Origin of the sequence: Marisediminicola sp. UYEF4 (genome assembly GCF_040546025.1) — a bacterium.
Taxonomy (GTDB): domain Bacteria; phylum Actinomycetota; class Actinomycetes; order Actinomycetales; family Microbacteriaceae; genus Marisediminicola.
On record NZ_JBEPNA010000013.1, the window covers coordinates 1 to 24,470 of the forward strand.

The 24,470-nt window shown below is 67.5% G+C and carries 24 protein-coding genes; 10 read left to right on the top strand and 14 right to left on the bottom strand.

What is annotated here, in order from left to right; translation table 11 throughout:
- Positions 1 to 152: 152 nt before the first annotated feature.
- The 9 genes from ABIB15_RS11510 to ABIB15_RS11550 form a co-directional block, all read right to left on the bottom strand.
- Positions 153 to 878: a TIGR04282 family arsenosugar biosynthesis glycosyltransferase gene (locus ABIB15_RS11510; RefSeq protein ID WP_354478539.1), complete on the bottom strand. Its 726-nt coding sequence runs from the start codon at positions 876 to 878 to the stop codon at positions 153 to 155.
- A gap of 43 nt (positions 879 to 921) precedes the next feature.
- Positions 922 to 1,917, bottom strand: a complete 996-nt coding sequence (locus tag ABIB15_RS11515) for an Rv1681 family radical SAM protein (RefSeq protein WP_354478542.1) — start codon at positions 1,915 to 1,917, stop codon at positions 922 to 924.
- A 44-nt stretch (positions 1,918 to 1,961) separates the two neighbouring features.
- Positions 1,962 to 2,774 carry an Rv1680 family SBP-like protein gene (locus ABIB15_RS11520; RefSeq protein WP_354478545.1) on the bottom strand — a complete coding sequence of 271 codons (813 nt, stop codon included), beginning with the start codon at positions 2,772 to 2,774 and terminating at the stop codon, positions 1,962 to 1,964.
- Positions 2,771 to 3,940 carry an Rv1679 family acyl-CoA dehydrogenase gene (gene fadE16, locus ABIB15_RS11525; RefSeq protein ID WP_354478547.1) on the bottom strand — a complete coding sequence of 390 codons (1,170 nt, stop codon included), beginning with the start codon at positions 3,938 to 3,940 and terminating at the stop codon, positions 2,771 to 2,773. Before fadE16 ends, ABIB15_RS11520 begins: the two co-directional genes overlap by 4 nt.
- The gene (locus ABIB15_RS11530) at positions 3,937 to 4,338 is read right to left on the bottom strand and encodes an Rv1678 family membrane protein (RefSeq protein WP_354478549.1); all 402 of its coding nucleotides are present in this window, start codon (positions 4,336 to 4,338) and stop codon (positions 3,937 to 3,939) included. The genes fadE16 and ABIB15_RS11530 overlap by 4 nt, the downstream gene beginning before the upstream one ends.
- Complete coding sequence (locus tag ABIB15_RS11535) at positions 4,335 to 4,871, bottom strand: DoxX family protein (protein WP_354478552.1); 537 nt, start codon at positions 4,869 to 4,871, stop codon at positions 4,335 to 4,337. The genes ABIB15_RS11530 and ABIB15_RS11535 overlap by 4 nt, the downstream gene beginning before the upstream one ends.
- 114 nt (positions 4,872 to 4,985) lie before the next feature.
- Positions 4,986 to 5,993 carry a tryptophan--tRNA ligase gene (gene trpS / locus ABIB15_RS11540; protein WP_354478555.1) on the bottom strand — a complete coding sequence of 336 codons (1,008 nt, stop codon included), beginning with the start codon at positions 5,991 to 5,993 and terminating at the stop codon, positions 4,986 to 4,988.
- Positions 5,994 to 6,022: 29 nt separating this feature from the next.
- The gene (locus tag ABIB15_RS11545; RefSeq protein WP_354478558.1) at positions 6,023 to 6,868 is read right to left on the bottom strand and encodes an exodeoxyribonuclease III; all 846 of its coding nucleotides are present in this window, start codon (positions 6,866 to 6,868) and stop codon (positions 6,023 to 6,025) included.
- A 9-nt stretch (positions 6,869 to 6,877) separates the two neighbouring features.
- Positions 6,878 to 7,906 carry a YihY/virulence factor BrkB family protein gene (locus tag ABIB15_RS11550; protein ID WP_354478560.1) on the bottom strand — a complete coding sequence of 343 codons (1,029 nt, stop codon included), beginning with the start codon at positions 7,904 to 7,906 and terminating at the stop codon, positions 6,878 to 6,880.
- Positions 7,907 to 8,066: 160 nt separating this feature from the next.
- Between ABIB15_RS11550 and ptsP the strand changes: the two genes are divergently transcribed.
- On the top strand, positions 8,067 to 9,719 hold the full coding sequence (ptsP, locus tag ABIB15_RS11555; protein ID WP_354478771.1) for a phosphoenolpyruvate--protein phosphotransferase: 1,653 nt from the start codon (positions 8,067 to 8,069) through the stop codon (positions 9,717 to 9,719).
- A gap of 72 nt (positions 9,720 to 9,791) precedes the next feature.
- Here the strand turns inward: ptsP and ABIB15_RS11560 are convergent, their stop codons facing one another.
- The 5 genes from ABIB15_RS11560 to ABIB15_RS11580 all read right to left on the bottom strand — a co-directional run bounded on the left by ABIB15_RS11560 (position 9,792) and on the right by ABIB15_RS11580 (position 14,590).
- The gene (locus tag ABIB15_RS11560) at positions 9,792 to 10,547 is read right to left on the bottom strand and encodes a succinate dehydrogenase iron-sulfur subunit (protein WP_354478563.1); all 756 of its coding nucleotides are present in this window, start codon (positions 10,545 to 10,547) and stop codon (positions 9,792 to 9,794) included.
- A complete protein-coding gene (gene sdhA / locus ABIB15_RS11565) occupies positions 10,547 to 12,376 on the bottom strand; it encodes a succinate dehydrogenase flavoprotein subunit (RefSeq protein WP_354478566.1) in 1,830 nt (609 codons plus the stop codon). The genes ABIB15_RS11560 and sdhA overlap by 1 nt, the downstream gene beginning before the upstream one ends.
- The gene (locus ABIB15_RS11570; RefSeq protein ID WP_354478568.1) at positions 12,373 to 12,831 is read right to left on the bottom strand and encodes a succinate dehydrogenase hydrophobic membrane anchor subunit; all 459 of its coding nucleotides are present in this window, start codon (positions 12,829 to 12,831) and stop codon (positions 12,373 to 12,375) included. The genes sdhA and ABIB15_RS11570 overlap by 4 nt, the downstream gene beginning before the upstream one ends.
- Before the next feature lie 3 nt (positions 12,832 to 12,834).
- Positions 12,835 to 13,227: a succinate dehydrogenase, cytochrome b556 subunit gene (sdhC, locus tag ABIB15_RS11575; RefSeq protein ID WP_354478773.1), complete on the bottom strand. Its 393-nt coding sequence runs from the start codon at positions 13,225 to 13,227 to the stop codon at positions 12,835 to 12,837.
- A 175-nt stretch (positions 13,228 to 13,402) separates the two neighbouring features.
- Entirely contained in the window at positions 13,403 to 14,590 is a 1,188-nt protein-coding gene (locus tag ABIB15_RS11580) for a glycosyltransferase family 4 protein (RefSeq protein WP_354478571.1), read from the bottom strand.
- Positions 14,591 to 14,699: 109 nt separating this feature from the next.
- Between ABIB15_RS11580 and ABIB15_RS11585 the strand changes: the two genes are divergently transcribed.
- From ABIB15_RS11585 to ABIB15_RS11625, 9 genes are all read left to right on the top strand, one after another.
- Positions 14,700 to 15,821, top strand: coding sequence for a mannose-1-phosphate guanylyltransferase (locus ABIB15_RS11585; RefSeq protein ID WP_354478574.1), 1,122 nt, complete (start codon positions 14,700 to 14,702; stop codon positions 15,819 to 15,821).
- Entirely contained in the window at positions 15,821 to 16,888 is a 1,068-nt protein-coding gene (locus ABIB15_RS11590; RefSeq protein ID WP_354478577.1) for a BMP family lipoprotein, read from the top strand. The genes ABIB15_RS11585 and ABIB15_RS11590 overlap by 1 nt, the downstream gene beginning before the upstream one ends.
- Before the next feature lie 119 nt (positions 16,889 to 17,007).
- On the top strand, positions 17,008 to 18,174 hold the full coding sequence (locus ABIB15_RS11595) for a BMP family lipoprotein (RefSeq protein ID WP_502908956.1): 1,167 nt from the start codon (positions 17,008 to 17,010) through the stop codon (positions 18,172 to 18,174).
- Between the two features lie 106 nt (positions 18,175 to 18,280).
- Positions 18,281 to 19,816 carry an ABC transporter ATP-binding protein gene (locus tag ABIB15_RS11600; protein WP_354478582.1) on the top strand — a complete coding sequence of 512 codons (1,536 nt, stop codon included), beginning with the start codon at positions 18,281 to 18,283 and terminating at the stop codon, positions 19,814 to 19,816.
- Complete coding sequence (locus ABIB15_RS11605) at positions 19,813 to 21,099, top strand: ABC transporter permease (protein ID WP_354478585.1); 1,287 nt, start codon at positions 19,813 to 19,815, stop codon at positions 21,097 to 21,099. The genes ABIB15_RS11600 and ABIB15_RS11605 overlap by 4 nt, the downstream gene beginning before the upstream one ends.
- Positions 21,096 to 22,382 carry an ABC transporter permease gene (locus ABIB15_RS11610; protein WP_354478587.1) on the top strand — a complete coding sequence of 429 codons (1,287 nt, stop codon included), beginning with the start codon at positions 21,096 to 21,098 and terminating at the stop codon, positions 22,380 to 22,382. Before ABIB15_RS11605 ends, ABIB15_RS11610 begins: the two co-directional genes overlap by 4 nt.
- Positions 22,379 to 22,795, top strand: a complete 417-nt coding sequence (locus tag ABIB15_RS11615; RefSeq protein ID WP_354478590.1) for a cytidine deaminase — start codon at positions 22,379 to 22,381, stop codon at positions 22,793 to 22,795. Before ABIB15_RS11610 ends, ABIB15_RS11615 begins: the two co-directional genes overlap by 4 nt.
- Positions 22,796 to 22,805: 10 nt before the next feature.
- Positions 22,806 to 24,107, top strand: coding sequence for a thymidine phosphorylase (locus ABIB15_RS11620; protein WP_354478593.1), 1,302 nt, complete (start codon positions 22,806 to 22,808; stop codon positions 24,105 to 24,107).
- Positions 24,104 to 24,424: a hypothetical protein gene (locus ABIB15_RS11625; RefSeq protein ID WP_354478596.1), complete on the top strand. Its 321-nt coding sequence runs from the start codon at positions 24,104 to 24,106 to the stop codon at positions 24,422 to 24,424. The genes ABIB15_RS11620 and ABIB15_RS11625 overlap by 4 nt, the downstream gene beginning before the upstream one ends.
- The last annotated feature ends 46 nt before the right edge of the window (positions 24,425 to 24,470 follow it).

Below are 24,470 nucleotides of genomic sequence, written 5' to 3' on the forward strand. Positions count from 1 at the left end.
CGTCACCAAGACCTTCGACTGGGTCGACGCCGACGTCAACTAACCCACACCCCGCCCCACAGAACAGGACCCCCAGCGGCCGTGTCGACACCCCACCCGGGGAACCCGACACGGCCGCTGCGTGGTGCACAACCCACTAGGCAGGCAATAGGTCAACCGACGTTGCAACGACCGTGTGAGTTCGCGCGGCCCGTGGGCAGTTGTAGATGGCCTTTACCAGTCGTGAACCCGGTCGCGTCGGTCCCTCCCGTCCGCATCGCTCGAAGGGCTGAAGCGAACCGGCTGCGTGGGGCGATGCGGGCGACGGCATCCGCGTCGGCGATCGTATCGACGTCAGTGAGCAGTGGGAGCTGGCGCACGCGCAGTCCGGCGTTCCGCAGGCGGGCGAGCTGGCGGGCGCCGGTGTCGTTGCGCGACATCGGGACGCGGCGGATCAGGTTGCCGCGGGAGACTCCTGGTTGGGGGTTGCCGAGGGCGAGCGCCCAGAACCCGCCGTCTCTCGTGGGGCCGAACCAGGCATCCGTCGCGTCGTCCCAGTCGCTGAAGACCGGCTCAAGCAGGGTCGCCGTCAGCTGTGGGGTGTCCATGCCGACCAGGAGTACCGGCTCCTCGATGGAGTCGAAGACGGCGGCGAGGCGTTCGTCGAGGCCGCCGGACACCTGCGGCAGGATCTCAAAGGCGGCGGCCGTGACGGGGGGCACGACCCCGTCGAAGGCGAGGATGCGTCGGGTCGCGGGGAGTGCGAGCGCGGCGGCAAGGGTATCGTCGAGGCTCGCGGCGGCAAGGGCGGCTGCCTGCTCGTAGGACAGCGCCGGGTGCAGCCGGGTCTTGACGCGACCGGGTACGCACTCCTTGGCGATCACGACGATCGCGGTCATTTCCGGGCCTCAGGCAGCAGCGCGGACATGTCGCCGATCGAGGCTAGGCACAGGGGAACCACTCCGCGGCGCTGTCAGCCGCGCGGCGGTGTGCGACGAACCGGCGGGTGATTTCTGCGATCGCGTCGGCGAGAGGGAAGATGTCGCGCGTCACAAACTGGTCATCGTGATCGGCCGCGACCGGATGCCAGTACACACCGTCGGCGGTGATCGTCACCTCGGGGATGAGCGAGTCGACTGTGAGCTCGATGCCGGAGTCGGCGACACCGCGGTGCGCGAGTGCGCGAATGACCTGATCCTCCCGCGAGATCCCGATGGTGTCGAGGAAGGCGTGGAACGAGTCGAGCTCGTGCATCTGGTCGGCGGGAAGGGTGGCCGCGACCTTCACGCGGAACCCCTCGTCGTGGGCGATGCGGATGCCGGCGACGGCCTTCGCCCATGAGCCGGTTCCCCGGTGACTGTCGTGGATGCCAGGAGCGGCTGAGTCGACGCTCACCTGAAGGGTGAGCCGGGAGCGATCCATTCGGCGCAGGCGCTCGAGTCGTGCCCCGCGGAACAGCATTCCGTTTGTGAGCAGCGTCGTGGGGAGTTCGGCCGTGCAGGAGTTCGCGAGAACATCGATGTCGTTCAGGAGGAACGGCTCGCCTCCCGTGAGGATGAGTTCGTGGACGCCCGCGGCGGCGGCCTCACTCGCGATCTGCTGGAGCCGTTCGGCTCCGATCGCTCGCCGTTCCGCCTTCGGCGACGAGCGAACGCAGCAGTAGTCGCAGGCGAGATTGCAGTCGAAGTTCGTGTAGACCCAGACACGCGACCCGGGCAGCTGGGCGTGGTCGAGCCCCGCGAGCGGGTCGGGGGAGCGCCCGTGGAGAACGGTCACGGTCAAGCCCTCGACCGACACGATCTCGTTGCCGGTTGAGGCGCACCACTGGGCAACGAGGTCGAGCGCGGCATTTCGGTGCGCTTCGACGAGTACTACGGTTGCGGTTCCACCCGTGGGAACTCGTCCTATGCCTTCGATAAGGTCAAGCACAACGCCCATCGCCGAAGGTGCAGCCAACGACAGGTCCACCGGTGAGCTTCGGATCACCATCGCGCGGCAATTCTCTGCTCGCTGACGGCCGCGACGAGGGAAGCGTAGCCCTCGAGCTTCGGCGGAACCCAGGCCCGAAGGCCCTCCATCTCCATGATCGGCCGGTGTTGCGGATTCTCCCAGTCCATGGCGAGCAGATTCGCAACCCACGGATCTGAGCGTTCGCTCGCGAGCGACGGCATCGCGGTGAACGTGCAGTGGCTGTACTCGGGCGAGATCCAGAATGATTCGAAGGCGCCCGGCAGAAGCTCGCCGCGCCCGATCGCCTGCCACGTGTTGATTCCGATCGCCGCGGCATCCGCCCGATCGTCGAGCACTGCGCGAAGAGCGTCGAGCTCACTCCGACCAGTGTCGCCGTGTTTTCCGACGTCACTGTCGATCCGGGTGAGATTCACGTCGCTCTCGCTCAGGCCCGCCTCGCGCAGGAAGTGGACGGGAAGGATCGCCGCCTGTGCCGAATCGCGCGATCCAAGAACGAGGCGGCGACCCCGGAGGCTCTCAAGCGAGGTGAACCCGCTCCCTGTTCGAGCGACGAACACGGTCGTGAAAACGAGATCTGTGTCGCGCGACGCGAGTGCGCGGCACGCGCCATCGGTCTGGCCGACCGTGCGCACCCAGGCGAGATTGGTGTTCCAGGCCAGATCGAGGGAGCCCGAAATGAGAGCATCAACCTGCCTGCCGTAGTGAGAGAACAGTACAAAGTCGATCGGTGTCGAGGTCTGGGCGAAGTAGTCCCGCATTCCTTCCCAGATCGGCACGACGTTGGGCGAATAGGCGACGGAGCCGATGACCAGTGGCGCGGTCATGCCGCGGCCTCAACCGTCTCGGCCTGCCGGGCCGAAGCAGCGGGCGCATCGAAGAGAGGCCTGCCTGTGATCGCCCGACCGTAGAACTCGTAGAGTACGTCGGATGTCGGGGCCATCACGTGTCCTGCTCGAGCGTCGCGGAAGTAGCGGTCGATCTGCAAGTGCTCGGAGAAGGCCGCTCCGCCGCATACGCGCATGGCGACATCGGTGATGCGAAGTGCCGCATCGTTGGAAGAAGCTTTGCTGCCGAGCACGAATAGAGGAGTGTCGTCTTCGGGATCGGCGACCTTTCCCGCTGCCACATCGAGATACGCGCTCGCGTTGGCGAGATCGATCGACATCTTCGCGAGTTGTGCCCGGATGGTCGGCAATGACGACAGGCTCTCATCGAGGTGCTCGAGCCGCGCTCCCATCGTGTGCCGCACCGCGGCATCGACCGCCGCCCGGCTGAGGCCGATCGACACGGCGGAGTTGCCTAGATTGAACCACGGCAGAACGTGCCCCATCATCAGGTCGAATCCCCCACCCGCGGAGCCCAGGCGGAAGTCCTCGGTCGTGTCGACCGCTACGGTCATCGGGCTTGAGGAGTTTCCGCGGAATCCCATGCCGCTCCAGGGGCGATCGATCGTGAGGCCGGCCGATCCGGCCGGGATCGCGAAGAGGTCTACCCCCTCTGTATCCGGTGTACCCGTGGAGATGACGTAGACGTCGGCGTGACCAGCCGACGTGACCCAGCTCTTCTTCGCGGAGACCCGGATGCCCCCTGGCGTCGTTGCAGCGCGCGAAACCGGCGCCCAGAAGTGCGAGCGCGAGCCCGCTTCGGAGAACGCCAGCGAGGCGAGCGAGCGGCCACTCGCGAGATCGGCGAGAAGGCCAGGCATGCCGTCGGGCGGCGCGGCTGCGACCGGCATCGCGGCGCTCACGTGCATGAGGTAGATCATCGCGGTCGATCCGCAGGCACCGGCGAGCGCACTGGCCACCTGCACGAGCTCCCGCGGTCCCCGGCCGAGTCCGCCAACCTCCGTCGGCAAAGTGAGTCCGAGCAGTCCGGATGATCGCAACGCGGCGACCGCTTCTTCCGGAAAGCGTCCCGCGGCGTCGACGTCGTGCGCATGCTCGCGGGCAGTTTTCAATACGGGATCCAGTAGTTCGACGGTGTCGATCACGGGCTGCCTTTCGTCGGGTCGGTCGGCTGGTCTGAGTGAGTTGGCGAGAGCGAGAGCACGAGAAGTCCGATACCGAGGCCGCCGACGACGGCCATAGCGGAGGCGTCACCGCCGAGAGGCCGGATCGAGAGGGCGAGACCCACGAGCTGCACGAGGGCGGCTCCCGTGAGAAGAGCGCCGGCGATCAATCGTGGCAGCCGTCGCCGCATGATGCCGCCTGCGACAGAGCCGACGCCGCCGACCACGAGGATGCCTGCGCCGACCGGTCCGATGTTCACGAACCGAAACTCCGTGGGAAACGCGGCGCTGAACACGAAGACGGCGAGTGCGATCGCAGTCGCCCCGATCAATATCGCCGCGCGGTCGCGAGCAATCGAGGGGCTGGATACGCCTGTCACGACAGCCTCATCATGAGCCGTGATAGGCGACCGGATGAGGCCGACCACGTCTCGCGCAGTACCCCGTCGACTCCGTAGCTGCGCCCGGCCGCAGTCGCGAAGATCGCGAGGTGGGCAAGCCCCATGAGGTAGTAGGACCAGTGCCACTCGTTGGGGGCGAACAGAACCGAGAGGGTGATCGCCACTGTCTGGCCTATGCCGACGACGGCCCAGAACCGAGTGGCGAGACCGATGAGCAGAAAAGCGCCCAGCCCGCCCTCGATAAGCAGCGTGCCCCATCCGAAGACCTCGATGTTCGGCAGCACCACCCCATCGACGAACGCCGAATACGGGGCGAACACCGGATGCTCAACCGCCAGGCTGGCCCAAAAGTACAGGCCGTTGTTATTCGCCCGGCCGAAATCCGGCGGCACCTTCCACGCGACATTCTGTATCCACATGAGCGCGATGCCGCAGCGGAGCACGGCGATCATGACCGCAGACATCCGGGTCACACCCGGCGCATCGACCAGTGGACTAACGGCTGCAGGCATGGGGTCCTCTCGACCCCTCCAGTCAAGCTGTGTTGAGCCTCGAACACAATGACCAACGCACGACTCGCGGTGAAGGCCACCGGCTCAGCCGGCGCAGCGGGGAACGACACTGCGTCAGCGGCGGGGGAGCAGCCCGATCCGGTCGTAGACGTCGGCGAGGGTCGCCTCCGCGATCTCGTTCGCGCGCGCCGCGTTCACCGACAGGATGCGGTCGAGCTCGGCCGGGTCGGCGAGCAGTTCGAGCGCACGCTCCCGGATCGGGCCGAACGTCGAGACGACGGCCTCGGCGACATCCTTCTTCAGATCGCCATAGCCACGCCCGGCGTAACGCTCCTCGAGCACCGGAACGCTGTCGCCGCCGAAGGACGACAGGATGGTCAGCAGGTTCGAGACGCCGGGCTTGCCGCCGCGGTCGAAGCGCACCTCGCGTCCGGTGTCGGTCACCGCAGACTTGATCTTCTTCGCCGTCTTCCCCGGTTCGTCGAGCAGCCAGACAATTCCGCTGTCGGAGACGGCGGACTTGCTCATCTTCGCTGCCGGGTTCTGCAGGTCGTAGATGCGAGCTCCCTCGGTGAGGATCACCGGCTCCGGCACCACGAAGGTCTGCCCGAACCGGCTGTTGAACCGGGTGGCGAGGTCTCGGGTGAGCTCCACGTGCTGCTTCTGGTCGTCGCCGACGGGCACGTGGTTGGTTTGGTAGAGGAGGATGTCAGCGGCCATGAGCACCGGGTAGGCGAAGAGGCCGAGCGAGGCAGCATCCGTCCCCTGCCTGGAGGCCTTGTCCTTGAACTGGGTCATCCGGCTCGCCTCGCCGAATCCCGTGATGGTGTTGAGCACCCAGGCGAGCTGCGCATGTGCGGGAACGTGCGACTGCACGAACAGCGTCGAGGCGGACGGGTCGATGCCCGCCGCGATGTACTGGGCGGCGGTGCGGCGGATCTGCTCGCGCAGCACCTTCGGGTCCTGGGGCACGGTGATGGCATGCAGGTCGACGACGCAGAAGACCGCGTCGTGGGTTCGCTGCATGTCGCGCCACTGCACGAGCGCGCCGACGTAGTTGCCGATGTGGAGCGAATCAGCGGACGGCTGCATGCCCGAGAAGAGGCGCGGTGTGCTGGTCATGTTGGGGGAGGTCCTGTCTCAGGCGGGTGTCAGATGGCGTAGTCGACGACGACGGGGGCGTGGTCCGACCAGCGCGTGTCGTAGGCGTCGGCGCGGTCGACGGTGTAGCCCGTCGCGGTCTCGGCGAGTTCTGCAGTGGCTAGTTGGTAGTCGAGCCGCCATCCGGTGTCGGTGTCGAAGGCCTTGCCGCGCTGACTCCACCACGTGTACGGACCCTCCACTTCGCCCGCATGGCGCCGGCCGATGTCGACCCAGCCGAGGCCCGGGCCGGTCGAGCCGTCGACACCGGCGACCTCCTCGCCGAGCGGGCCGAGAAACCGGTCGAAGTACGCCCGCTCGCGCGGGAGGAAGCCCGCATTCTTGCGGTTGCCCTTCCAGTTCTTGATGTCGAGCTCGCGATGCCCCACATTGAGGTCGCCGACCACGAGCGCGAGCTTCGAGTGGGCCGCGATCTCGGGCAGCCGCACCTCCATCGCATCCAGGAATTTGTACTTCTCCTCTTGCTTGGGGGTGTCGACCTCGCCCGAGTGCACATAGGTGCTCACGATCGTGATGATCTGCCCGCCGACCGTGTAGTCGGCCTCGAGCCAGCGGCCGGCGCTGTCGAAGTCGTCGGCGCCGAGCGAGACCCGGTGGATGCTCGCAACGCCCCGCGAGGCGATCGCGACGCCCGCGCGCCCCTTCGCCGTTGCCGCATCGTGCAGGATGTTCCACTCGGGCCCCAGCAGCCTCTCGAGATCCTCGGTGCCGGCGCGCACCTCCTGCATCGCGAGGATGTCGATCCCTCGCCCGTCGAGCCATTCGCCCATCCCCTTGCGGAAGGCGGCACGGACACCGTTCGTGTTCACGGAGGCGACGCGCAGGGGAGTGGTCATGCGTCAATCCTATTTTGCGCGGTCGGCCTGGTCCTGCCGCGGGTCGAGGCGTCGCAGCAGCCTGGCGAACACGCCGGGCCGACGCGCGTCAGCGGCGATCCGCTCGAGCTCGGCGATCCGCTCCCTCTCCGCGCGGGCGGCCTCGGCGGCCGCGGGATCGGCGGCAATCCCGTTGTCGGCCATGCCCACCGCGATCCAGGCCGCGCTGATCAGAATCACCTGGCAGACGAGGTTGAAGAAGATCAGCAGCCCGATGATGATCGCGAAGGAGGCGAGGAGCGGATTGCTGGTCGCCCCGCCGAGAAGGGCATTCCCGAGGGCCTTGAGGATGCCGAGCCCGACGGCTCCCAGGAAAGCGCCACCGATCAGCCGGTGCCGGGGGATCGGGATGCCGGAGAGGATCCGGTACAGGGCCGCGAGCACGACGGTATCGAGGGCGAGCACCACCACGAGGCCGATCGTGCGGCCGAGAATGGTCGCCACGAGCGAATCGGATCCGACGCCGACGAGGTCGAGGGCGAACCCGATCGCCACGGTGCTCCCGGTGGACAGCGCGGTCGAGACGATGAGCGCAGCACCGAACGCGGCTGCCAGCGCGAGGTCCTTGAGCTTGAGCAGGAAGAAATTCGTCGAGGGGCCAGCAAGGTCGAAGATCCGGCGGATCGCGTCCCGCGCCGAGGCGAGGAACCCCAGGGCGGTGAAGAGGAGACCGGCGAGGGCGAGGGCGCCGGTCCAATTGAGCGCCCCGGCCTCGAGGAGGTCGGCGGGGTCGATCGCGCCCGACCCGTCACCGGGGTCGATGAGGCCGGGAACCGCCGCCGCAATCGTGTCGATGAGCGAGTTGCGCAGCCCGATATCCTGCTGGATCACGAGTCCGATGATCGAGAACCCGACCCAGATGCCGGCGAAGACGGCAAAGATCGCCTGGTAGGAGAGGCCGGACGCCATGAGCGGGCCGCCGCGCGCGGAGTAGTGCGCGACCACCCGCACCGGCTTGGTTTTCGTGGCCCTCGCGACGAGCCCGGTCACCTTCCCCATCAACCCAGTCGAGGATTTGTCCTGGGCGGGTTCTGTGGAGGGCTCGGCCATTGGTCCAGCCTAACAAGCCGAGGATAGGCTGATGCCTGACGAGGTGGTCGTGCGAGGCGACCACGGGAGTTGCGTGCGCAGCGAAAGTGTCGCAGAGGAAGAGCGGATCATGGAACTAAACGGCATTGGAGTCGGCCGGGGCCTCGCGATTGGCCCCATTATGAGGATGCCGGAGCCCCTCGCGGCTCCCGAACCCGGTCAACATGGCGGCGACGCCGACGCGGAATACGCGGCAGCCTCCGCCGCATTCACCGCGGTCGCTGAAGATCTGGTGCAGCGCGGCGCGAAGGCCGGCGGAACGGCTCAGGAGGTGCTCGAGGCCGCCGCGATGATGGCGCAGGACCCCTCCCTCGCCGATGACGTCAAGGCCCGCATCAACGCCGGCACGACCGGCGAGCGCGCCGTATTCGAGGCATTCGCGACGTTCCAGGACATCCTCATCGGCATGGGCGGCTACATGGCCGAGCGGGCGACCGACCTCGGCGACGTGTCGCAGAGGATCATTGCCCGGCTGCGCGGCGTCGCGGCCCCCGGTATCCCCGAGAGCGACGAGCCATTCATCCTCGTCGCCCGTGATCTCGCTCCCGCCGACACGGCACAACTCGACCTCGCCAAGGTGCTCGCCCTGATCACCCGCGACGGCGGGCCGACCAGCCACACCGCCATCCTCGCCCGATCCAAGTCGATCCCCGCCATCGTGGGCGTTGTCAACGCATTAACCATCAAGGAGGGCACGCAGGTGCTCGCCGATGCCTCCACCGGGGTAATCACGATCGAGCCGGGACGCGAACTGCTCGAAGATGCCCGCGCCCGCATCGCCTCGCGCGCGGCCGCCCTGTCGGCCCCGATCACCGATGGTGCCCTCGCCGACGGCACGAGGATCCCGCTGCTGGCGAACCTCGGCAATCCGGCAGATGCGGCGAACGCCGTCGCCCTCGGAGCGGAGGGTGTCGGTTTGTTCCGCACCGAATTTCTCTTCCTCGACTCGAAGTCCGCGCCGACCGTCGAAGATCAGCAGAAGCAGTACACCGAGTTGCTCAGCCACTTCGCGGGCAAGAAGGTCGTCGTCCGCGCGCTCGACGCTGGCGCCGACAAGCCGCTCAGCTTCCTCAACGACGCGCACGAGGAGAACCCGGCCCTCGGACTCCGCGGGCTGCGTGCGCTCAGGGCAAGCGAGCACATCCTGCACGACCAGCTCGTGGCGCTCGCTGCGGCGGCCGCCGAGACCGATGCCGAGCTGTGGGTGATGGCGCCGATGGTGTCCGACTCCGAGGAGAGCGAGTATTTCGTGAACCTCGGCCGCGAACTGGGACTCACGACGGTCGGAGTGATGGCCGAGGTGCCCTCCCTCGCGCTCGTCGCCGACCAGGTGTTCGATTCGGCTGACTTCGTGAGCATCGGAACCAACGACCTGACGCAGTACACGATGGCCGCGGACCGGATGCTCGGAAGCGTCGCCTCCTTCCAGGACCCGTGGCACCCCGCCGTGCTGCGTCTGGTCAAGATGCTCGGCGACGCCGGAGCCGCCGTCGGCAAGTCCGTCGGCATCTGCGGCGAGGCCGCGGCGGACCCCGAGCTCGCGATCGTGCTCGTCGGCCTCGGCGCGACCAGCCTGTCGATGACGCCGGCAGCGCTCGCCGACGTGCGGGCGGCACTCATGGAGGTCACGCTCGACCAGGCGAAGGCACGCGCGGCGCGTGCGCTCGCGGCCCGGTCGGCGGCCGGGGCGAGGGCGGCGGCGGCCGGGCCGGTGCTGGTCTAGCGGGGGAGTGCATAAAAGCGGGGCCGACCGGGTCGGCCCCGCTTTTGTGTCTGCTGTGCAGTGCTGCGCTGGCTACGCCTTGCCGCGCATGATCGCCTGCTTGACTTCGGAGATCGCCTGCGTGACCTGGATGCCGCGCGGGCACGCCTCGGTGCAGTTGAAGGTCGTGCGGCAGCGCCACACCCCCTCCTTGTCGTTGAGGATGTCGAGGCGAACCTGGGCTCCCTCGTCGCGGGAGTCGAAGATGAACCGGTGCGCGTTCACGATGGCGGCCGGCCCGAAGTACTGGCCGTCGGTCCAGAACACGGGGCAGCTCGAGGTGCACGCCGCGCAGAGGATGCACTTGGTGGTGTCGTCGAACCGCTCGCGCTCGGCGGGGCTCTGGCGGCGTTCCTTGTCGGGCTTGCTCGCCGCGATGAGGAAGGGCTGCACATCGGCGAAGCTCTTGAAGAACGGGTCCATGTTGACGATGAGGTCTTTTTCGAGCGGCAGGCCCTTGATCGCTTCAACGTAGATCGGCTTCGACAGGTCGAGGTCTTTGATCAGCGTCTTGCAGGCGAGGCGGTTGCGGCCGTTGATGCGCATCGCATCCGAGCCGCAGACGCCGTGTGCGCAGGAGCGGCGGAACGTCAGCGAGCCGTCCTGCTCCCACTTGATCTTGTGCAGGGCGTCGAGCACGCGGTCGGTCGGGTAGACCTCGACATCGAAGTCTTCCCAGCGCGGCTCCGTGTCCACCTCCGGGTCGAAGCGCCTGATGATCAGCGTCGCGGTGAAGGTGGGGATGACGTCGGCTGCGGAGCTTTCACGCTCGAGCGTTGGAGCGCTCATCAGTACTTCCTCTCCATCGGGGGATAGTTGGTGATGACGACCGGCTTGGTGTCGAGCCGGATGTGCTCACCCGCATCGGCCGACTCGGGATCGCCCGTCAGGTAGGCCATGGTGTGCACGAGGTAGTTCGCGTCGTCGCGAGTCGGGAAGTCCTCGCGGAAGTGTCCTCCACGGCTCTCCTTGCGCGAGCGCGCCGAGTAGACGAGCACCTCGGCGAGGTCGAGCAAGAAGCCCAGCTCGACGGCCTCGAGCAGGTCGGTGTTGAACCGCTTGCCCTTGTCCTGCACAGCGATGTTCTTGTATCTGGCGCGCAGGCGCTCAATGAGCTCGGTGACCTCGCGGAGCGACTTTTCGGTGCGGTAGACCTGAGCGTTGCGGTCCATCGACTCCTGCAGCTCGCGGCGAATGTCGGAGATCCGCTCGGTGCCGTTGCCCTGGCGCACTCCGGCCAGGACGGCGAGGACGCCGGCGGCCGGGTCGACCGGCAGCGGCACGAACTGGGCGGTCTTGACGTATTCGACGGCGTTCTTGCCGGCTCGCTTGCCGAACACGTTGATGTCGAGCAGCGAGTTGGTGCCGAGGCGGTTGGAGCCGTGCACGCTGACGCAGGCGCACTCGCCGGCGGCATAGAGGCCGGGTACCACGGTGGTGTTGTCGCTGAGCACCTCGGCGTTGACGTTGGTCGGGATGCCGCCCATCGCGTAGTGCGCGGTCGGCAGCACCGGAACGGGCTCGTAGTACGGCTCGACACCGAGATAGGTGCGCGCGAACTCGGTGATGTCGGGCAGCTTCGCGTCGATCACCGCAGGCTCGAGGTGGGTGATATCGAGGAAGACGTAGTCCTTGTTCGGGCCTCCGCCACGTCCCTCGCGAATTTCGGTCGCCATGCAGCGCGCGATGATGTCACGCGGCGCGAGGTCCTTGATGGTCGGCGCGTATCGCTCCATGAAGCGCTCGCCCTCGCTGTTGCGCAGGATCGCACCCTCGCCGCGGGCCGCCTCGGAGAGCAGGATGCCCAGCCCGGCGAGACCGGTCGGGTGGAACTGGAAGAACTCCATGTCCTCGAGCGGAAGACCCTTGCGCCAGATGATGCCGACGCCGTCGCCGGTGAGGGTGTGGGCGTTCGAGGTCGTCTTGAAGATCTTTCCGTAGCCGCCGGTCGCGAAGATGATCGCCTTGGCCTGGAACACGTGGATCTCGCCGGTCGCGAGCTCATAGGCGACGACGCCCGACGGCTTGCGGGTCGCCTGGCCCTTCTTCGCTCCGGGCACGTCGGTCATGAGCAGGTCCAGCACGTAGAACTCGTTGAAGAAGTTGATGCCGTGCTTGACGCAGTTTTGGTAGAGAGTCTGCAGGATCATGTGGCCGGTGCGGTCCGCGGCGTAGCACGCGCGCCGCACGGGCGCCTTGCCGTGCTCGGCCGTGTGGCCGCCGAAGCGACGCTGGTCGATCTTGCCGTCGGGGGTGCGGTTGAACGGCAGGCCCATGTTCTCGAGGTCGATGACCGCGTCGATGGCTTCCTTCGCGAGGATCTCCGCTGCATCCTGGTCGACGAGGTAGTCGCCGCCCTTGACGGTGTCGAAGGTGTGCCATTCCCAGTTGTCTTCCTCGACGTTGGCGAGCGCGGCGGCCATACCGCCCTGCGCCGCACCCGTGTGCGACCTGGTCGGGTAGAGCTTGGAGATGACCGCAGTGTTGGCGTGCGGTCCGGCTTCGATCGCCGCGCGCATCCCCGCCCCGCCTGCTCCGACGATGACGACGTCGTGCTGGTGGTAGTGGATGCCGTCGATGACGGTGCCGCGCGTGTTCTCGTCGGTCGCGGCGCTCAAGGTCGACCTGCCGCGCAGAACGACGGAAGGAGATCGGCGGGAGCGCCGACCGGGCAGGGCTCAAAGGTGTAGATCACGAGGGTTCCCAGGATAAGCAGTACAACGGTGGACACGATGAGCGCGCCCGTGAAGATGGTGCGGAGGAGAGCGTTGCTCGCGTAGTCGTTGACGATCGTGCGCATGCCGTTGGCGCCGTGGATGAGGGCGAGCCAGAGCAGGGCGGTGTCCCAGGCGATCCAGAACGGGTCGGCCCACTTGCCGGCGACGAAGGCGAAGTCGATAGCCTTGACGCCCTCGCCGGCGATGAGGTTGACGAAGAGGTGCCCGAAGATGAGCACGACGAGGACCACCCCGCTCGCGCGCATGTAGATCCAGCCCCACTTCTCGAGGTTGACGCCGCGGCGGGTTGCCGCCCCGCGAGGGGCCCTCGGGGATTCGATGTTGACAGTCGACATGTTCTAGCCTCCGAACACGTTCATGAGGTGGCGGGGGGCGAAGCCGATGAGCAGGATGACCCAGAGCAGGATCACGACCACGAACATGAGCTTGTGGTATCGCGGTCCGACGCTCCAGAAGTCGATCAGGATGATGCGCAGCCCGTTGAGGGCGTGGAAGCCGATCGCGACGACGAGGCCGAGTTCACCGAGCCCCATGACGGGCGTCTTGTACGACTCGATCACGACGTTGTAGGCCTCGGGGCTCACCCGCACGAGTGCCGTGTCGAGAATGTGCACGAGGAGGAAGAAGAAGATGGCGACGCCGGTGATGCGGTGCAGCACCCACGACCACATTCCGGTGTTGCCTCGGTAGAGCGTTCCGGCCGGAGCTTTGGGGGCTCGGATCCGGGGCAGCGGGTACTTATTGACCCGGCCAGCGGTGGCGAGGCCTCCCGCGGATTTCTCAGACACGAGTAACCCTCCCTGCGGATGATTGTGGCCCCGACGCCGGGGCAAGCATTCGTTCGTTGGCCGAACGGCTCCAGTCTATTCCCGGGGTGACGGGGCAGGGTGCACCCCAGACGCACAACTAGCTCGACGTCGAGATACTTCCGGCCCCGTCGCGGGCGGGTGCCGCGGAGCGGTGCTCGCGCCCGACGTCGGCGTCCCTGCGTGCGATGGTGCGCGAGTAGTGGCCCATGAGGTCGGCGCACACGCTCTCCCACGACCTGCCGAGCACCGCGCGCCGGCCGGCCTCGCCCATCCGCAGTCGTAGCGCCGGATCAGCGGCGAGCGCCCGGACGAAGGACCGCAGCTCCGCACCGTCGCCCGGCTCGAACAGGAACCCGTCGATCCCATGCGCGACAAGGTCGATGGGTCCGCCGGCTTTGGGCGCGACCACCGGCAGGCCACTGGCGTGCGCCTCCTGCAGGGTCTGCCCGAAGGTCTCCTCTGTGCCGGTGTGCACGAACGCGTCGAAGCTCGCATACGCGGTGGCGAGTTCGGCCCCCGTGAGTACGCCGAGGTAGCTGACCGGCACGCCCCTGAGCGCGCGCTCGACCTGGGGCAGCGCCGGACCGCCGCCGACAATCGCGAGGCGGATGCCGGGCACTCCGCGGAGTGCGGCGAGCTGATCGAGTCGCTTCTCCGGGGCGATGCGACCGACGTACCCGATGATCGTCTCGCCGTTCGGCGCAAGCCGCTGACGAAGCCGGGCAGCGTCGGGGGAGGCGCGGTTTCGCGGGTGGTAACCCGCCAGATCGACCCCTCGTCCCCACCGGACGAGATTGCCCACGCCCGCGGCCGAGAGGTCGGACATGGATGCCGAGGACGGCACGAGGGTGACGTCGGCACCCTCGTGCACCCAGCGCACGAGCCGCCAGGCAATCCCGGTGGCGCGCCCGAGCTTGTTGCGGCGCGCGTAGCCGGCGACATCCGTCTGAAAGATTGCCACGGACGGGATGCCGGCGCGGCGGGCGGCGGCGATCGCCTGGGCGCCGAGCAGGAACGGGGATGCCGCATGGACGATGTCGGGCCGGAAGTCGCCCAGCAGCTTCTGCACGAGCGGGCTCGGGAGCCCCACCGGGAACTGGCGGTATGCAACATAGGGCACGGCGTGCACCGGGAACCCGGCGTAGCTCGCGGGGGCGCCGGCGGCGGGGGCGATTACGATCGCCTCGTGGCCGGCGTCGGCAAGGTGCTCGAGCACTTTGCACACGCTCGTGGTGACACCGTTGAGGGTGGGCAGAAAACTCTCGCTGACGACTGCGACTCGCACGTGGCTCCCCAATCAGGCTCCCGACGCCTGCGAGGCTAGGCGCCGCCGATGGCGTGCCGGTGAACCGCCGATTAAGGGCGTGCGCTGGGCCTCGCGTTAGGCTGACGCCATGACTTCGCAGCGGGATGGACTCGACAGGTTCTACAGCATCATCCCCGCGGGAGGGATCGGTTCGCGCCTGTGGCCGCTGTCCCGCGCCGACGCCCCGAAGTTTCTGCATGACCTCACCGGGTCGGGAAGCACGCTGCTCCGCGCGACGTGGGATCGCCTCGCGCCGCTCTCGGGAGAGGACCGCATCATGGTCGTCACCGGGCGGGCGCATCGAGCGGCGGTCGAGGGACAGCTGCCCAATCTCACCGATCCGAACGTGGTGCTCGAGAGTGAGCCAAAGGACTCGTCCGCGGCGATCGGCCTCGCGGCGGCGATCCTTGAGCATCGGGAGCCCGGCGTCATCGTGGGCTCGTTCGCGGCCGACCATGTGATCGCCGACCAGAAGGCCTTCCGCCGCGCCGTCGTCGCGGCGGTCGCGGCGGCGGATGCCGGCTACATCGCCACTATCGGCATCACGCCGACCGAGCCGGCCATCGGGTTCGGCTACATCCACTGCGCCGGCCAGCTCAACATCGCCGCGTCGCCGACGGCCGTCCGGGCCGACACCTTCGTCGAGAAGCCCGACCTCGAGACCGCGAAGGACTATGTCGAGGACGGCAACTACCTGTGGAACGGCGGCATGTTCATCTCGCGGGCCGACGTGCTGCTCGCACAGCTCGGCGAATCCGAGCCCGCGCTCCTCGCCGGACTCACCGAACTCGCGGAGGCGTGGGACACCCCGCGTCGAGGCGCTGTCGTCGACAGGGTCTGGCCGACACTCAAGAAAATCGCGATCGACTATTCCGTTGCGGAGCCCGCGGCCAAGGCGGGACGCCTCGCCGTCATCCCCGGTGACTTCGACTGGGACGATGTCGGCGACTTCGCGGCCATCGCCAAGCTCCACTCCACTGGCGGGCCATCCAACCTCGCGATCCTCGGCGAGAACGCGAGGGTGCTCGCCGACTCGTCCAGTGGCATCGTCGTCAGCCAGACCGGGCGGCTCATCTCCCTCATCGGAGTCTCCGACATTGTCGTCGTGGACACGCCGGACGCGCTCCTCGTCACGACGAGCGCGAATGCGCAGCGAGTGAAGGCCGTCGTCGACGCGCTCAAGCTCTCCGGCAGCAACGACGTGCTCTGATGTCGAACACTCGCCGCTTCCGCCCCGCCATCGCCGCTCTCTCGCTCGGCAGTATCCTCGTCCTCACCGGGTGCGCGACCCCGCCCGAGCAGGGGCCTGCGACGGAGTCGGATTTCTGCGCGGTCATGGTGACCAACTCGGGAGGCCTCGAGGATCGCTCGTTCAACCAGTCCAGCTGGGTCGGCTTGCAGCAGGCCGAGGAGGACCTCGGCATCGGGGCCCAAGTGCTGGTCTCCACCTCGGAGTCAGACCTGGCCCCCAACGTGCAGGCGGCCGTCGACACCGGGTGCGGCTTGATCCTCACCGTGGGCTACGAACTGGCCCCGGCGACAGCGGAGCAGGCGGAGCTCAACCCCGACGTCGACTTCGCGATCGTCGACGAGCAGATCGATGGGCCCAACGTGAAGCCGATCGTGTTCGACACCGCCCAAGCGGCATTCCTCGCGGGCTACCTCGCCGCCGGGGTCAGCACCACGGGTATCGTCGCGACGTTCGGCGGGGGAAACCAGCCGCCGGTCACCCTGTTCATGGACGGCTTCGTCGACGGCGTCGCGAAGTACAACGAGGTGCACAGCACCACGGTCGTCGCCCTCGGCTGGGACAAGGCGAGTCAGGACGGCGTGTTCACGGGCGACTTCGAAGACACAGGCAAGGGACTCGCCACCACGCGGGCGTTCATCGACCAGGGCGCCGACGTGATCCTGCCGGTCGCCGGACAAGTCGGTGAGGGTGCCGCCGCTGCGGCTCGCGACGCCGACGGTGTCGCGATCATCTGGGTCGACAACGACGGCTTCGAGACCCTCCCCGTCGACTACCGCGACCTCGTGCTCACCTCCGTGCTGAAGAACACTGGCGACGCGGTGGCCGAAATCGCGCGGACGAGCAGCGTGGATGCCTTCACGAATGCGCCCTACATCGGCACTCTCGAGAACGGCGGCGTCGGCCTCGCCCCTTACCATTCCCTCGCCTCGCGCGTGCCCGCCGAGCTTTCCGCTGAGCTCGATGGCCTGCGCGCGGCGATCATCGACGGCTCGCTCGTGATCAGCTCGCCGAGCGCACCGGAGTAGACGCGGGAGAACCTCCCGGTTACACCGGGGTTTCGGCCGGATCCCGGATTTGTAACCATTGGGCGACGGGACCTCAATTGTTGCCTCGTCGTGACGTAACGTGTCGTAACGTTGGCCCAATGCGGCCCGGCATCCGAATTCCGGGCACCACCCTGGAGGACACCTTGAGAAACCCCACCCGAAGGACCGCCTACAGCGGTCTGGCAATCGTCGCCGTCGGCATCCTGCTCGCCGGCTGTGCCGCAGCTCCCGAAGAAGACACCGACAACGGCGGCGCAGCCGAGCCCACCTCTGACTTCCTGCCCTGCATGGTCTCCGACACGGGTGGATTCGACGACAAGTCGTTCAACCAGCTCGGCTTTGAGGGCCTCCAGGCCGGTGCCGAGGCCGTTGGATCCGACTTCACCGAGGTCGAGTCGAACACCGATGCGGACTACGCGCCCAACCTCGACAACCTCGCCGCCGAGGGCTGCAACCTCATCGTCACGGTCGGCTTCAACCTCGCCGCCGCGACCGTCGAAGCCGCGAACGCGAACCCCGACATCGACTACAGCATCATCGACGACGTCGCCGACACCGACTTCGACGGAACAACAGACGCCGAGAACATCAAGCCGATCGTCTTCGACACGGCGCAGGCTGCGTTCCTCGCCGGCTACGCGGCCGCGAGCTGGACCACCTCCGGCATCGTCGGAACGTTCGGTGGCATGAACTTCCCGACGGTGAGCGTCTTCATGGACGGCTTCGCCCAGGGCGTCGAGTACCACAACGAGCAGAAGGGCACCGACGTCAAGGTCCTCGGTTGGGACACCGCAGCTCAGGATGGAACGTTCATCGGCGGCTTCGAGCCCGGAACCGACGCCCTCGCGGCGGCGAACAACCTCATCGACCAGGGCGCCGACGTGCTGCTCCCCGTCGGTGGACCGATCTACCAGAGCGCTGGCGAGGCGATCAACGCAGCCATGACGGCCAACCCTGACCGCAAGATCGCGATGATCGGTGTTGACGCGGACCTGTACGTGAGCGACCCGACGTACTCCACGCAGTACCTCACGTCGATCCTGAAGGGCATTGACGTTGCCGTTGCGGACGTCGTGGAGGCGTCGGGCAACGACAACTTCGACAACACCCCGTTCCTCGGCACCCTCGAGAACGACGCGGTCGGGCTCGCCCCGTTCCACGACTACGAGGGCGAGGTGTCCGACACGCTGCAGGCCGAGCTCGACGAGATCAAGGCCGGCATCATCGCCGGTGAGATCACGGTTGCGTCCTACCTCGCCGGCTAGTCCCGGATAGCAGTACCGAGAACGGGGAAGCCAGTGAATCTGGCTTCCCCGTTCTGCTTCAGCGCCGCATCAGGATTGGCCTTTTCTGCCCAGTAGATTGGACCCCATGAAACTCGAACTTCGCGGGATCACGAAGCGATTCGGATCCTTCGTGGCGAACGACCACATCAGCCTCACCGTCGAGCCTGGCGAGATCCACGCGCTCCTCGGCGAGAACGGTGCCGGGAAGTCGACCCTGATGAACGTGCTCTACGGTCTCTACCGGGCTGAGGAGGGCGAGATCCTGCTGGACGGCGCGGAGCAGCGCTTCGCCGGCCCCGGCGACGCGATGAACGCCGGGATCGGCATGGTGCATCAGCACTTCATGCTCATCCCCGTCTTCACCGTCGCCGAGAACGTCATGCTCGGCCATGAGAAGACCACCTTCGGTGGTCGGCTCGACCTCGCATCGGCGCGCAAGACGGTGCTGGACATCTCATCGAGATTCGGATTCCATGTCGATCCGGATGCGCTCGTCGAGGACCTTCCCGTGGGTGTGCAGCAGCGGGTCGAGATCATCAAGGCACTCTCCCGCGACGCCAAGGTGCTCGTGTTCGACGAGCCGACGGCCGTGCTCACCCCGCAGGAGACCGACGAGCTCATCGTCATCATGAAGCAGCTGCGCGAGGCCGGCACGTCGATCGTGTTCATCACCCACAAGCTGCGCGAGGTTCGCGAGGTCGCTGACCGCATCACCATCATCCGTCTCGGCAAGGTCGTCGGCGAGGCTCTGCCGACCGCGAGCAACAAGGAACTCGCGTCGCTCATGGTCGGGCGCGCCGTCGAGCTCACCGTCGAGAAGGACCCGGCCAAGGTGGGAGCGGCCGCCCTCGTTGTCGACAACCTCTCCGTCGTCGACATCCACGGCCAGATTGTTGTCAACAAGGTGAGCTTCGAGGTGCACTCCGGCGAGATCCTCGCGATCGCGGGCGTGCAGGGAAACGGCCAGACCGAGCTGACCGAGGCGCTCCTCGGCCTCCAGGAGCGGGTCACCGGCACGATCAGCCTCGACGGCACGCGGCTCACCGGACTGAGCGTGCGAAAGGTGCTCGACGCCGGCGTCGGGTTCGTGCCAGAGGACCGGCAGGAAGACGGACTCGTCGCCGAGTTCACCATTGCCGAGAACCTCATGCTCGACCGCAGCACCCGTGAGCCGTTCGTCAAGGCGGGATCGCTGCAGCTCGCCAGCCTCGCCGAATTCGCCGAGAAGAAGATCGTCGAGTTCGACATCCGCGCCCAGGGAATCACGACCAACGTCGGCCGCCTCTCCGGGGGCAATCAGCAGAAGGTCGTCCTGGCCCGCGAGCTCAGCCGCGACCTCAGGCTGTTCGTCGCGGCCCAGCCGACGCGCGGACTCGATGTCGGGTCGATCGAGTTCGTCCACACGCGCATCGTGGAAACCCGCGACGCCGGCACACCGGTCATCGTGGTCTCGACCGAGCTCGACGAAGTCGTCGCGCTCGCCGACAGGATTGCGGTCATGTACCGCGGAGGGATTGTGGGAATCGTGCCAGGCGATACTCCGAGAGAGGTGCTCGGGCTCATGATGGCCGGAGCCAGCCACGCAGAAGCAACGGGCGAATCGGCGGTGCACACCGCATGAGCGAACAGATCCCGTCCCGCGGACAGGTCGATCCCGTCGCCGTCGAGGAGGCCACCGCGCCGGCCCCGGGCGAGACGCCCCCAGACGAGCCGCGCTCGTCCGCTTTCCTCCGCGACCTGATGGGCGGAAGTGCCGCGATCTCAGTGCTCGCCGTCGTTCTCGCGCTCGCCGTCGGTGGTGTGCTCATCGCCCTGACGAACGAAAACGTTCAGAGCGCAGCCGGCTACTTCTTCTCCCGCCCCTCCGACATGTTCCAGGCGATCTGGGATGCCGTGTTCGGCGCCTACCGCGCATTGTTCCAGGGATCCGTCTACGACTTCCGGCGTGACACCTTTGCCGCCGGCATCCGCCCCCTGACAGAGACGCTCACCTTCGCCACCCCGCTCATCGCCGCCGGCCTCGGTGTCGCGCTCGCCTTCCGCGTCGGACTGTTCAACATCGGCGGGCGCGGGCAGATGCTCATCGCCGCCGCGTGCGCCGGCTGGGTCGGCTTCTCGCTCGAACTGCCGTATGGCGTTCACCTGTTCGTGGCGGTGCTCGCCGGCGTTCTCGGCGGGGCCGTCTGGGGTGGCATAGTGGGTCTGCTCAAGGCCAGGACTGGCGCCCACGAGGTCATCGTGACGATCATGCTCAACTTCGTCGCCCTATACCTGGTGTCGTTCCTCCTCCGCACCCCCGTGCTCCAGGCCCCCGGCAGCAACAACCCCAAGACGCCACCGATGGCGGACACCGCTGTCTTCCCGCCGCTCCTCGGGTCCGGGTACAACGTGCACGCCGGCCTCCTGTTCGTGATCGCCGCCACCATCTACGTCTGGTACCTCCTCGGCCGCTCGAGCATGGGGTTCCAGTTCCGCGCCGTCGGCGAGAACCCCAACGCCGCACGGGTCGCGGGCATCAACGTCAAGAACGTCTACGTGACCGCGATGCTCATCTCAGGCGGCCTCGTCGGGCTCGCCGGTGTGTCCCAGGTGCTGGGCACGATCACAACCGGCTTCGGCTCCGGCATCGACGCCGGCATCGGCTTCGATGCGATCACGGTGGCGCTTCTCGGCCGGTCCAAGCCCTGGGGCGTGTTCTTCGCCGGAATCCTCTTCGGGGCGTTCAAGGCGGGTGGATTCTCGATGCAGGCCGCCGAGGGCATCCCCGTCGACATCGTGCTCGTCGTGCAGTCGCTCATCGTGCTGTTCATCGCGGCGCCGCCGCTCGTGCGGACGATCTTCCGTCTCCCCACGCCAGGCCAGCCCGCAGCTGCGCGATCGAAGAAGAAGGCGGTAGCGAAATGACGACCGTGACCCGAGCGCAGGACGCCCAGTCGCGCATCGTGCTGGAGAAGGCCGAGATCCGCAGCTGGAAGGCGCCGATCGCGCTCGCCGTCTTCGTGCTCATCGGCGCCGTCGTCTTCATCGCCTTCGGCCGCGACGGGGAGTCGACGTTCGTGCTGTCCCGACGCGTCGACGTCATCCAGCTGGCCGACATCGTCCTCCCCACACGAGTCGCCTGCGTCGTGATCGTGGTGCTTCTCGCCGCGATCACGCTCTGGAGCGCGTACCTCGCCTACCGTGCGCGAAAGACTCCGGTCTGGGCGCTCGGCGTCTTCGGCTTCCTGTTCGTCGTCGGGTTCCTCACCTGGGCGGCCGCGGGAGCCAGCATCCCGGTCAGCGGGCTGCTCATCGGCACCCTCGGCATCAGCGTCCCGCTCATCTTCGGTGCGCTCGGCGGTGTCATCTCGGAACGCGCGGGTGTGGTCAACGTCGCGATCGAGGGCCAGCTTCTCGCGGGCGCCTTCGTCGCCGCTGTCGTCGCGTCGATCACGAGGCAACCGCTCCTCGGGTTGGCAGCAGCCATGCTCGCAGGGGTGCTCGTGTCGTTCGTCCTGGCCGCGTTCGCGATCAAGTACCTCGTCGACCAGGTCATCGTGGGTGTCGTGCTCAACGTGCTCGTCGCGGGGCTCACGAGCTTCCTGTTCTCCCAGGTTCTCACCGAGGACACCGCGCTTCTGAACTCGCCGCCCGGGTTCGACCCGATCAACATCCCGATCCTGTCGGAGATCCCCATCCTCGGGCCGGTGCTCTTCCGGCAGACGATCATCGTCTACGTCATGTATGTTGCGGTCGCCGCGGTCTGGTTCGGCCTGTACCGCACCCGCTGGGGCCTCCGTGTGCGGTCAGTGGGCGAGCACCCGCAGGCCGCCGACACCGTCGGCATCAACGTCGCGAGCACGCGCTTCTGGAACGTCTCGCTCGCGGGGGCCATCGCCGGGTTCGGCGGGGCGTACCTCACGCTCGACGCCGTCGGGTCGTTCAACAAGGAGATGACGGCCGGAGCCGGGTTCATCGCCCTCGCGGCCGTGATCTTCGGCCGCTGGGATCCGATCAAGGCGACGCTCGCCGCGCTCCTGTTCGGGTTCGCGACGAACCTGCAGAACGTGCTGAGTATCATCGGGTCGCCGGTGCCGAGCGAGTTCATGCTCATGCTCCCGTACATCGTCACGATCTTTGCCGTGGCGGGGCTCGTGGGCAAGTCGAGGCCGCCGGCCGCCGACGGCAAGCCGTATATCAAGTCATGAGTGCCGAGCGGCCGGACCCCATCGACTGGGACGCACTGCGCGCCATCGCGCTCGAGGCCATGGGTCACGCCTACGTGCCGTACTCGAAGTTTCCGGTCGGTGTCGCGGCGATCGTCGACGACGGCCGGGTCATATCGGGCTGCAACGTCGAGAACGCCTCCTACGGCCTCACCCTGTGCGCCGAGTGCGCGTTGGTGTCGAGCCTGCACATGACCGGTGGCGGCAGGCTCGTCGCCTTCACCTGTGTCGACGGAAACGGCAATGCGCTCATGCCGTGCGGGCGCTGCCGACAGCTCCTGTTCGAACATTCCGCGCCAGGCATGCTTCTTGAGACCGTCTCCGGCATCCGCACGATCGACGAGGTCATCCCCGACGCGTTCGGGCCGCGCACGCTAGAGGAGTACCGCCAGTGAGCACCGTTCTATGAGCACCGTTGAGCCGTTCGACGTCGTCGATCTGATCCGCACGAAGCGCGACCGGGGGGAGCTCGGAACCGCGCAGATCGACTGGATGATCGACGCCTACACGCGCGGCTACATCGCCGACGAGCAGATGGCCGCGATGACGATGGCGATCTTCCTCAACGGCATGGAGCGGCGCGAGATCCGCGACCTCACGCTCGCGATGATTGCGAGCGGCGAGACGATGAACTTCGACTCCCTCTCGAAGCCGACCACCGACAAGCACTCCACCGGCGGCGTCGGCGACAAGATCACGCTTCCGCTCGCACCCCTCGTCGCCTCGTTCGGCGTCGCTGTGCCGCAGCTGTCGGGGCGCGGCCTCGGTCACACCGGCGGCACCCTCGACAAGCTCGAGTCGATCCCGGGCTGGCGCGCCGACCTCACCAACGACGAGTTCTTCGCCCAGCTCGAGAGCGTGGGATCGGTCATCTGCGCCGCGGGCGCCGGCCTGGCCCCCGCCGATAAGAAGCTCTATGCCCTGCGCGACATCACCGGCACCGTCGAGGCGATCCCGTTGATCGCGTCGTCGATCATTAGCAAGAAGATCGCCGAGGGTACCGCCGCGCTCGTGCTCGACGTGAAGTTCGGCTCGGGCGCGTTCCTGCAGGATCAGGCTCGCAGTCGTGAGCTCGCCGAGACCATGGTGCGCTTGGGAACGGATGCCGGTGTCGCGACGGTGGCGCTGCTCACCAACATGAACGTGCCGCTCGGTCTCGCGATCGGCAACGCGAACGAGGTGCGCGAGTCGGTCGACGTGCTCGCCGGAGGAGGACCGGCCGACGTGATCGAACTCACCGTAGCCCTCGCCCGCGAGATGCTCGCCCTCGCCGGCCAGCCCGACGCCGACGTCGAGAGCGCGCTCCGGGATGGCCGCGCGATGGACACTTGGCGGGCGATGATCGCCGCCCAGGGCGGGGACCCGGATGCCGCGCTCCCCGTCGCCCGGGAAACGCACGTCGTGACCGCCCCGCGCTCCGGCGTGCTCGTGGAGCAGCAGGCACTCCCCTTCGGAATCGCCGCCTGGCGCCTCGGCGCCGGTCGTGCCCGCAAGCAGGACCCGGTGCAGCACGCATCCGGGATCGACCTGCACGCCAAGCCCGGCGACACCGTCACGGCGGGCCAGCCGTTGTTCACGCTCAGCGCCGACGAGCCGGAGCGGTTCGCCCGGGCCCTCGAGTCGCTCGAGGGATCCTGGCGGATCGGCGACGACGGCGACGAGGTGCTTACGGGCGGACCGCTCATCGCGGATCGCATCGGGGCGTGAGCTCGTTCCGCCGGTCGGGCTCGCCACGCCCGCCCGCCCGCCGGACATTCGACTGGATGTTCCGCAGCCGCGTCGACGGCCGCGTCGTCATGGGTCAGGCGCCGAACCTCGCGATCCTGATCTTCACGGGAGCTCTCATCCTGGCGTTCGTGCTGCCGCCGCGCGCCGCAGTGGTGTTCGGCGTGATCGCCTACGGCTCCCTTGCATGGTGGGCGTACGACGAGCTGTTCTTCGGCGTGAACCCGTTCCGCCGAATGCTGGGTGCCGCGGCTGTCGTGGGCCTCGCGGCCGCGGCGGTCGCCGCCATCCGGGCCTGAGCGGCGGATTTCGGCGCCCCCGCCCCTCGCCCACCCGGCAGTGGCG

Bases quoted from the DNA above. Each gene is read 5' to 3' on its own strand.
- ABIB15_RS11545 (WP_354478558.1), bottom strand. From the start codon at position 6,868: ATGACCACTCCCCTGCGCGTCGCCTCCGTGAACACGAACGGTGTCCGT.
- ABIB15_RS11615 (WP_354478590.1), top strand. From the start codon at position 22,379: ATGAGTGCCGAGCGGCCGGACCCCATCGACTGGGACGCACTGCGCGCC.
- ABIB15_RS11620 (WP_354478593.1), top strand. From the start codon at position 22,806: ATGAGCACCGTTGAGCCGTTCGACGTCGTCGATCTGATCCGCACGAAG.
- ABIB15_RS11520 (WP_354478545.1), bottom strand. From the start codon at position 2,774: ATGACCGCGCCACTGGTCATCGGCTCCGTCGCCTATTCGCCCAACGTC.
- ABIB15_RS11610 (WP_354478587.1), top strand. From the start codon at position 21,096: ATGACGACCGTGACCCGAGCGCAGGACGCCCAGTCGCGCATCGTGCTG.
- ptsP (WP_354478771.1), top strand. From the start codon at position 8,067: ATGGAACTAAACGGCATTGGAGTCGGCCGGGGCCTCGCGATTGGCCCC.
- ABIB15_RS11515 (WP_354478542.1), bottom strand. From the start codon at position 1,917: ATGGGCGTTGTGCTTGACCTTATCGAAGGCATAGGACGAGTTCCCACG.
- ABIB15_RS11595 (WP_502908956.1), top strand. From the start codon at position 17,008: ATGCGGCCCGGCATCCGAATTCCGGGCACCACCCTGGAGGACACCTTG.
- ABIB15_RS11510 (WP_354478539.1), bottom strand. From the start codon at position 878: ATGACCGCGATCGTCGTGATCGCCAAGGAGTGCGTACCCGGTCGCGTC.
- ABIB15_RS11535 (WP_354478552.1), bottom strand. From the start codon at position 4,871: ATGCCTGCAGCCGTTAGTCCACTGGTCGATGCGCCGGGTGTGACCCGG.
- ABIB15_RS11585 (WP_354478574.1), top strand. From the start codon at position 14,700: ATGACTTCGCAGCGGGATGGACTCGACAGGTTCTACAGCATCATCCCC.
- trpS (WP_354478555.1), bottom strand. From the start codon at position 5,993: ATGACCAGCACACCGCGCCTCTTCTCGGGCATGCAGCCGTCCGCTGAT.
- ABIB15_RS11605 (WP_354478585.1), top strand. From the start codon at position 19,813: ATGAGCGAACAGATCCCGTCCCGCGGACAGGTCGATCCCGTCGCCGTC.
- ABIB15_RS11600 (WP_354478582.1), top strand. From the start codon at position 18,281: ATGAAACTCGAACTTCGCGGGATCACGAAGCGATTCGGATCCTTCGTG.
- ABIB15_RS11550 (WP_354478560.1), bottom strand. From the start codon at position 7,906: ATGGGGAAGGTGACCGGGCTCGTCGCGAGGGCCACGAAAACCAAGCCG.
- ABIB15_RS11590 (WP_354478577.1), top strand. From the start codon at position 15,821: ATGTCGAACACTCGCCGCTTCCGCCCCGCCATCGCCGCTCTCTCGCTC.
- ABIB15_RS11560 (WP_354478563.1), bottom strand. From the start codon at position 10,547: ATGAGCGCTCCAACGCTCGAGCGTGAAAGCTCCGCAGCCGACGTCATC.
- ABIB15_RS11570 (WP_354478568.1), bottom strand. From the start codon at position 12,831: ATGTCGACTGTCAACATCGAATCCCCGAGGGCCCCTCGCGGGGCGGCA.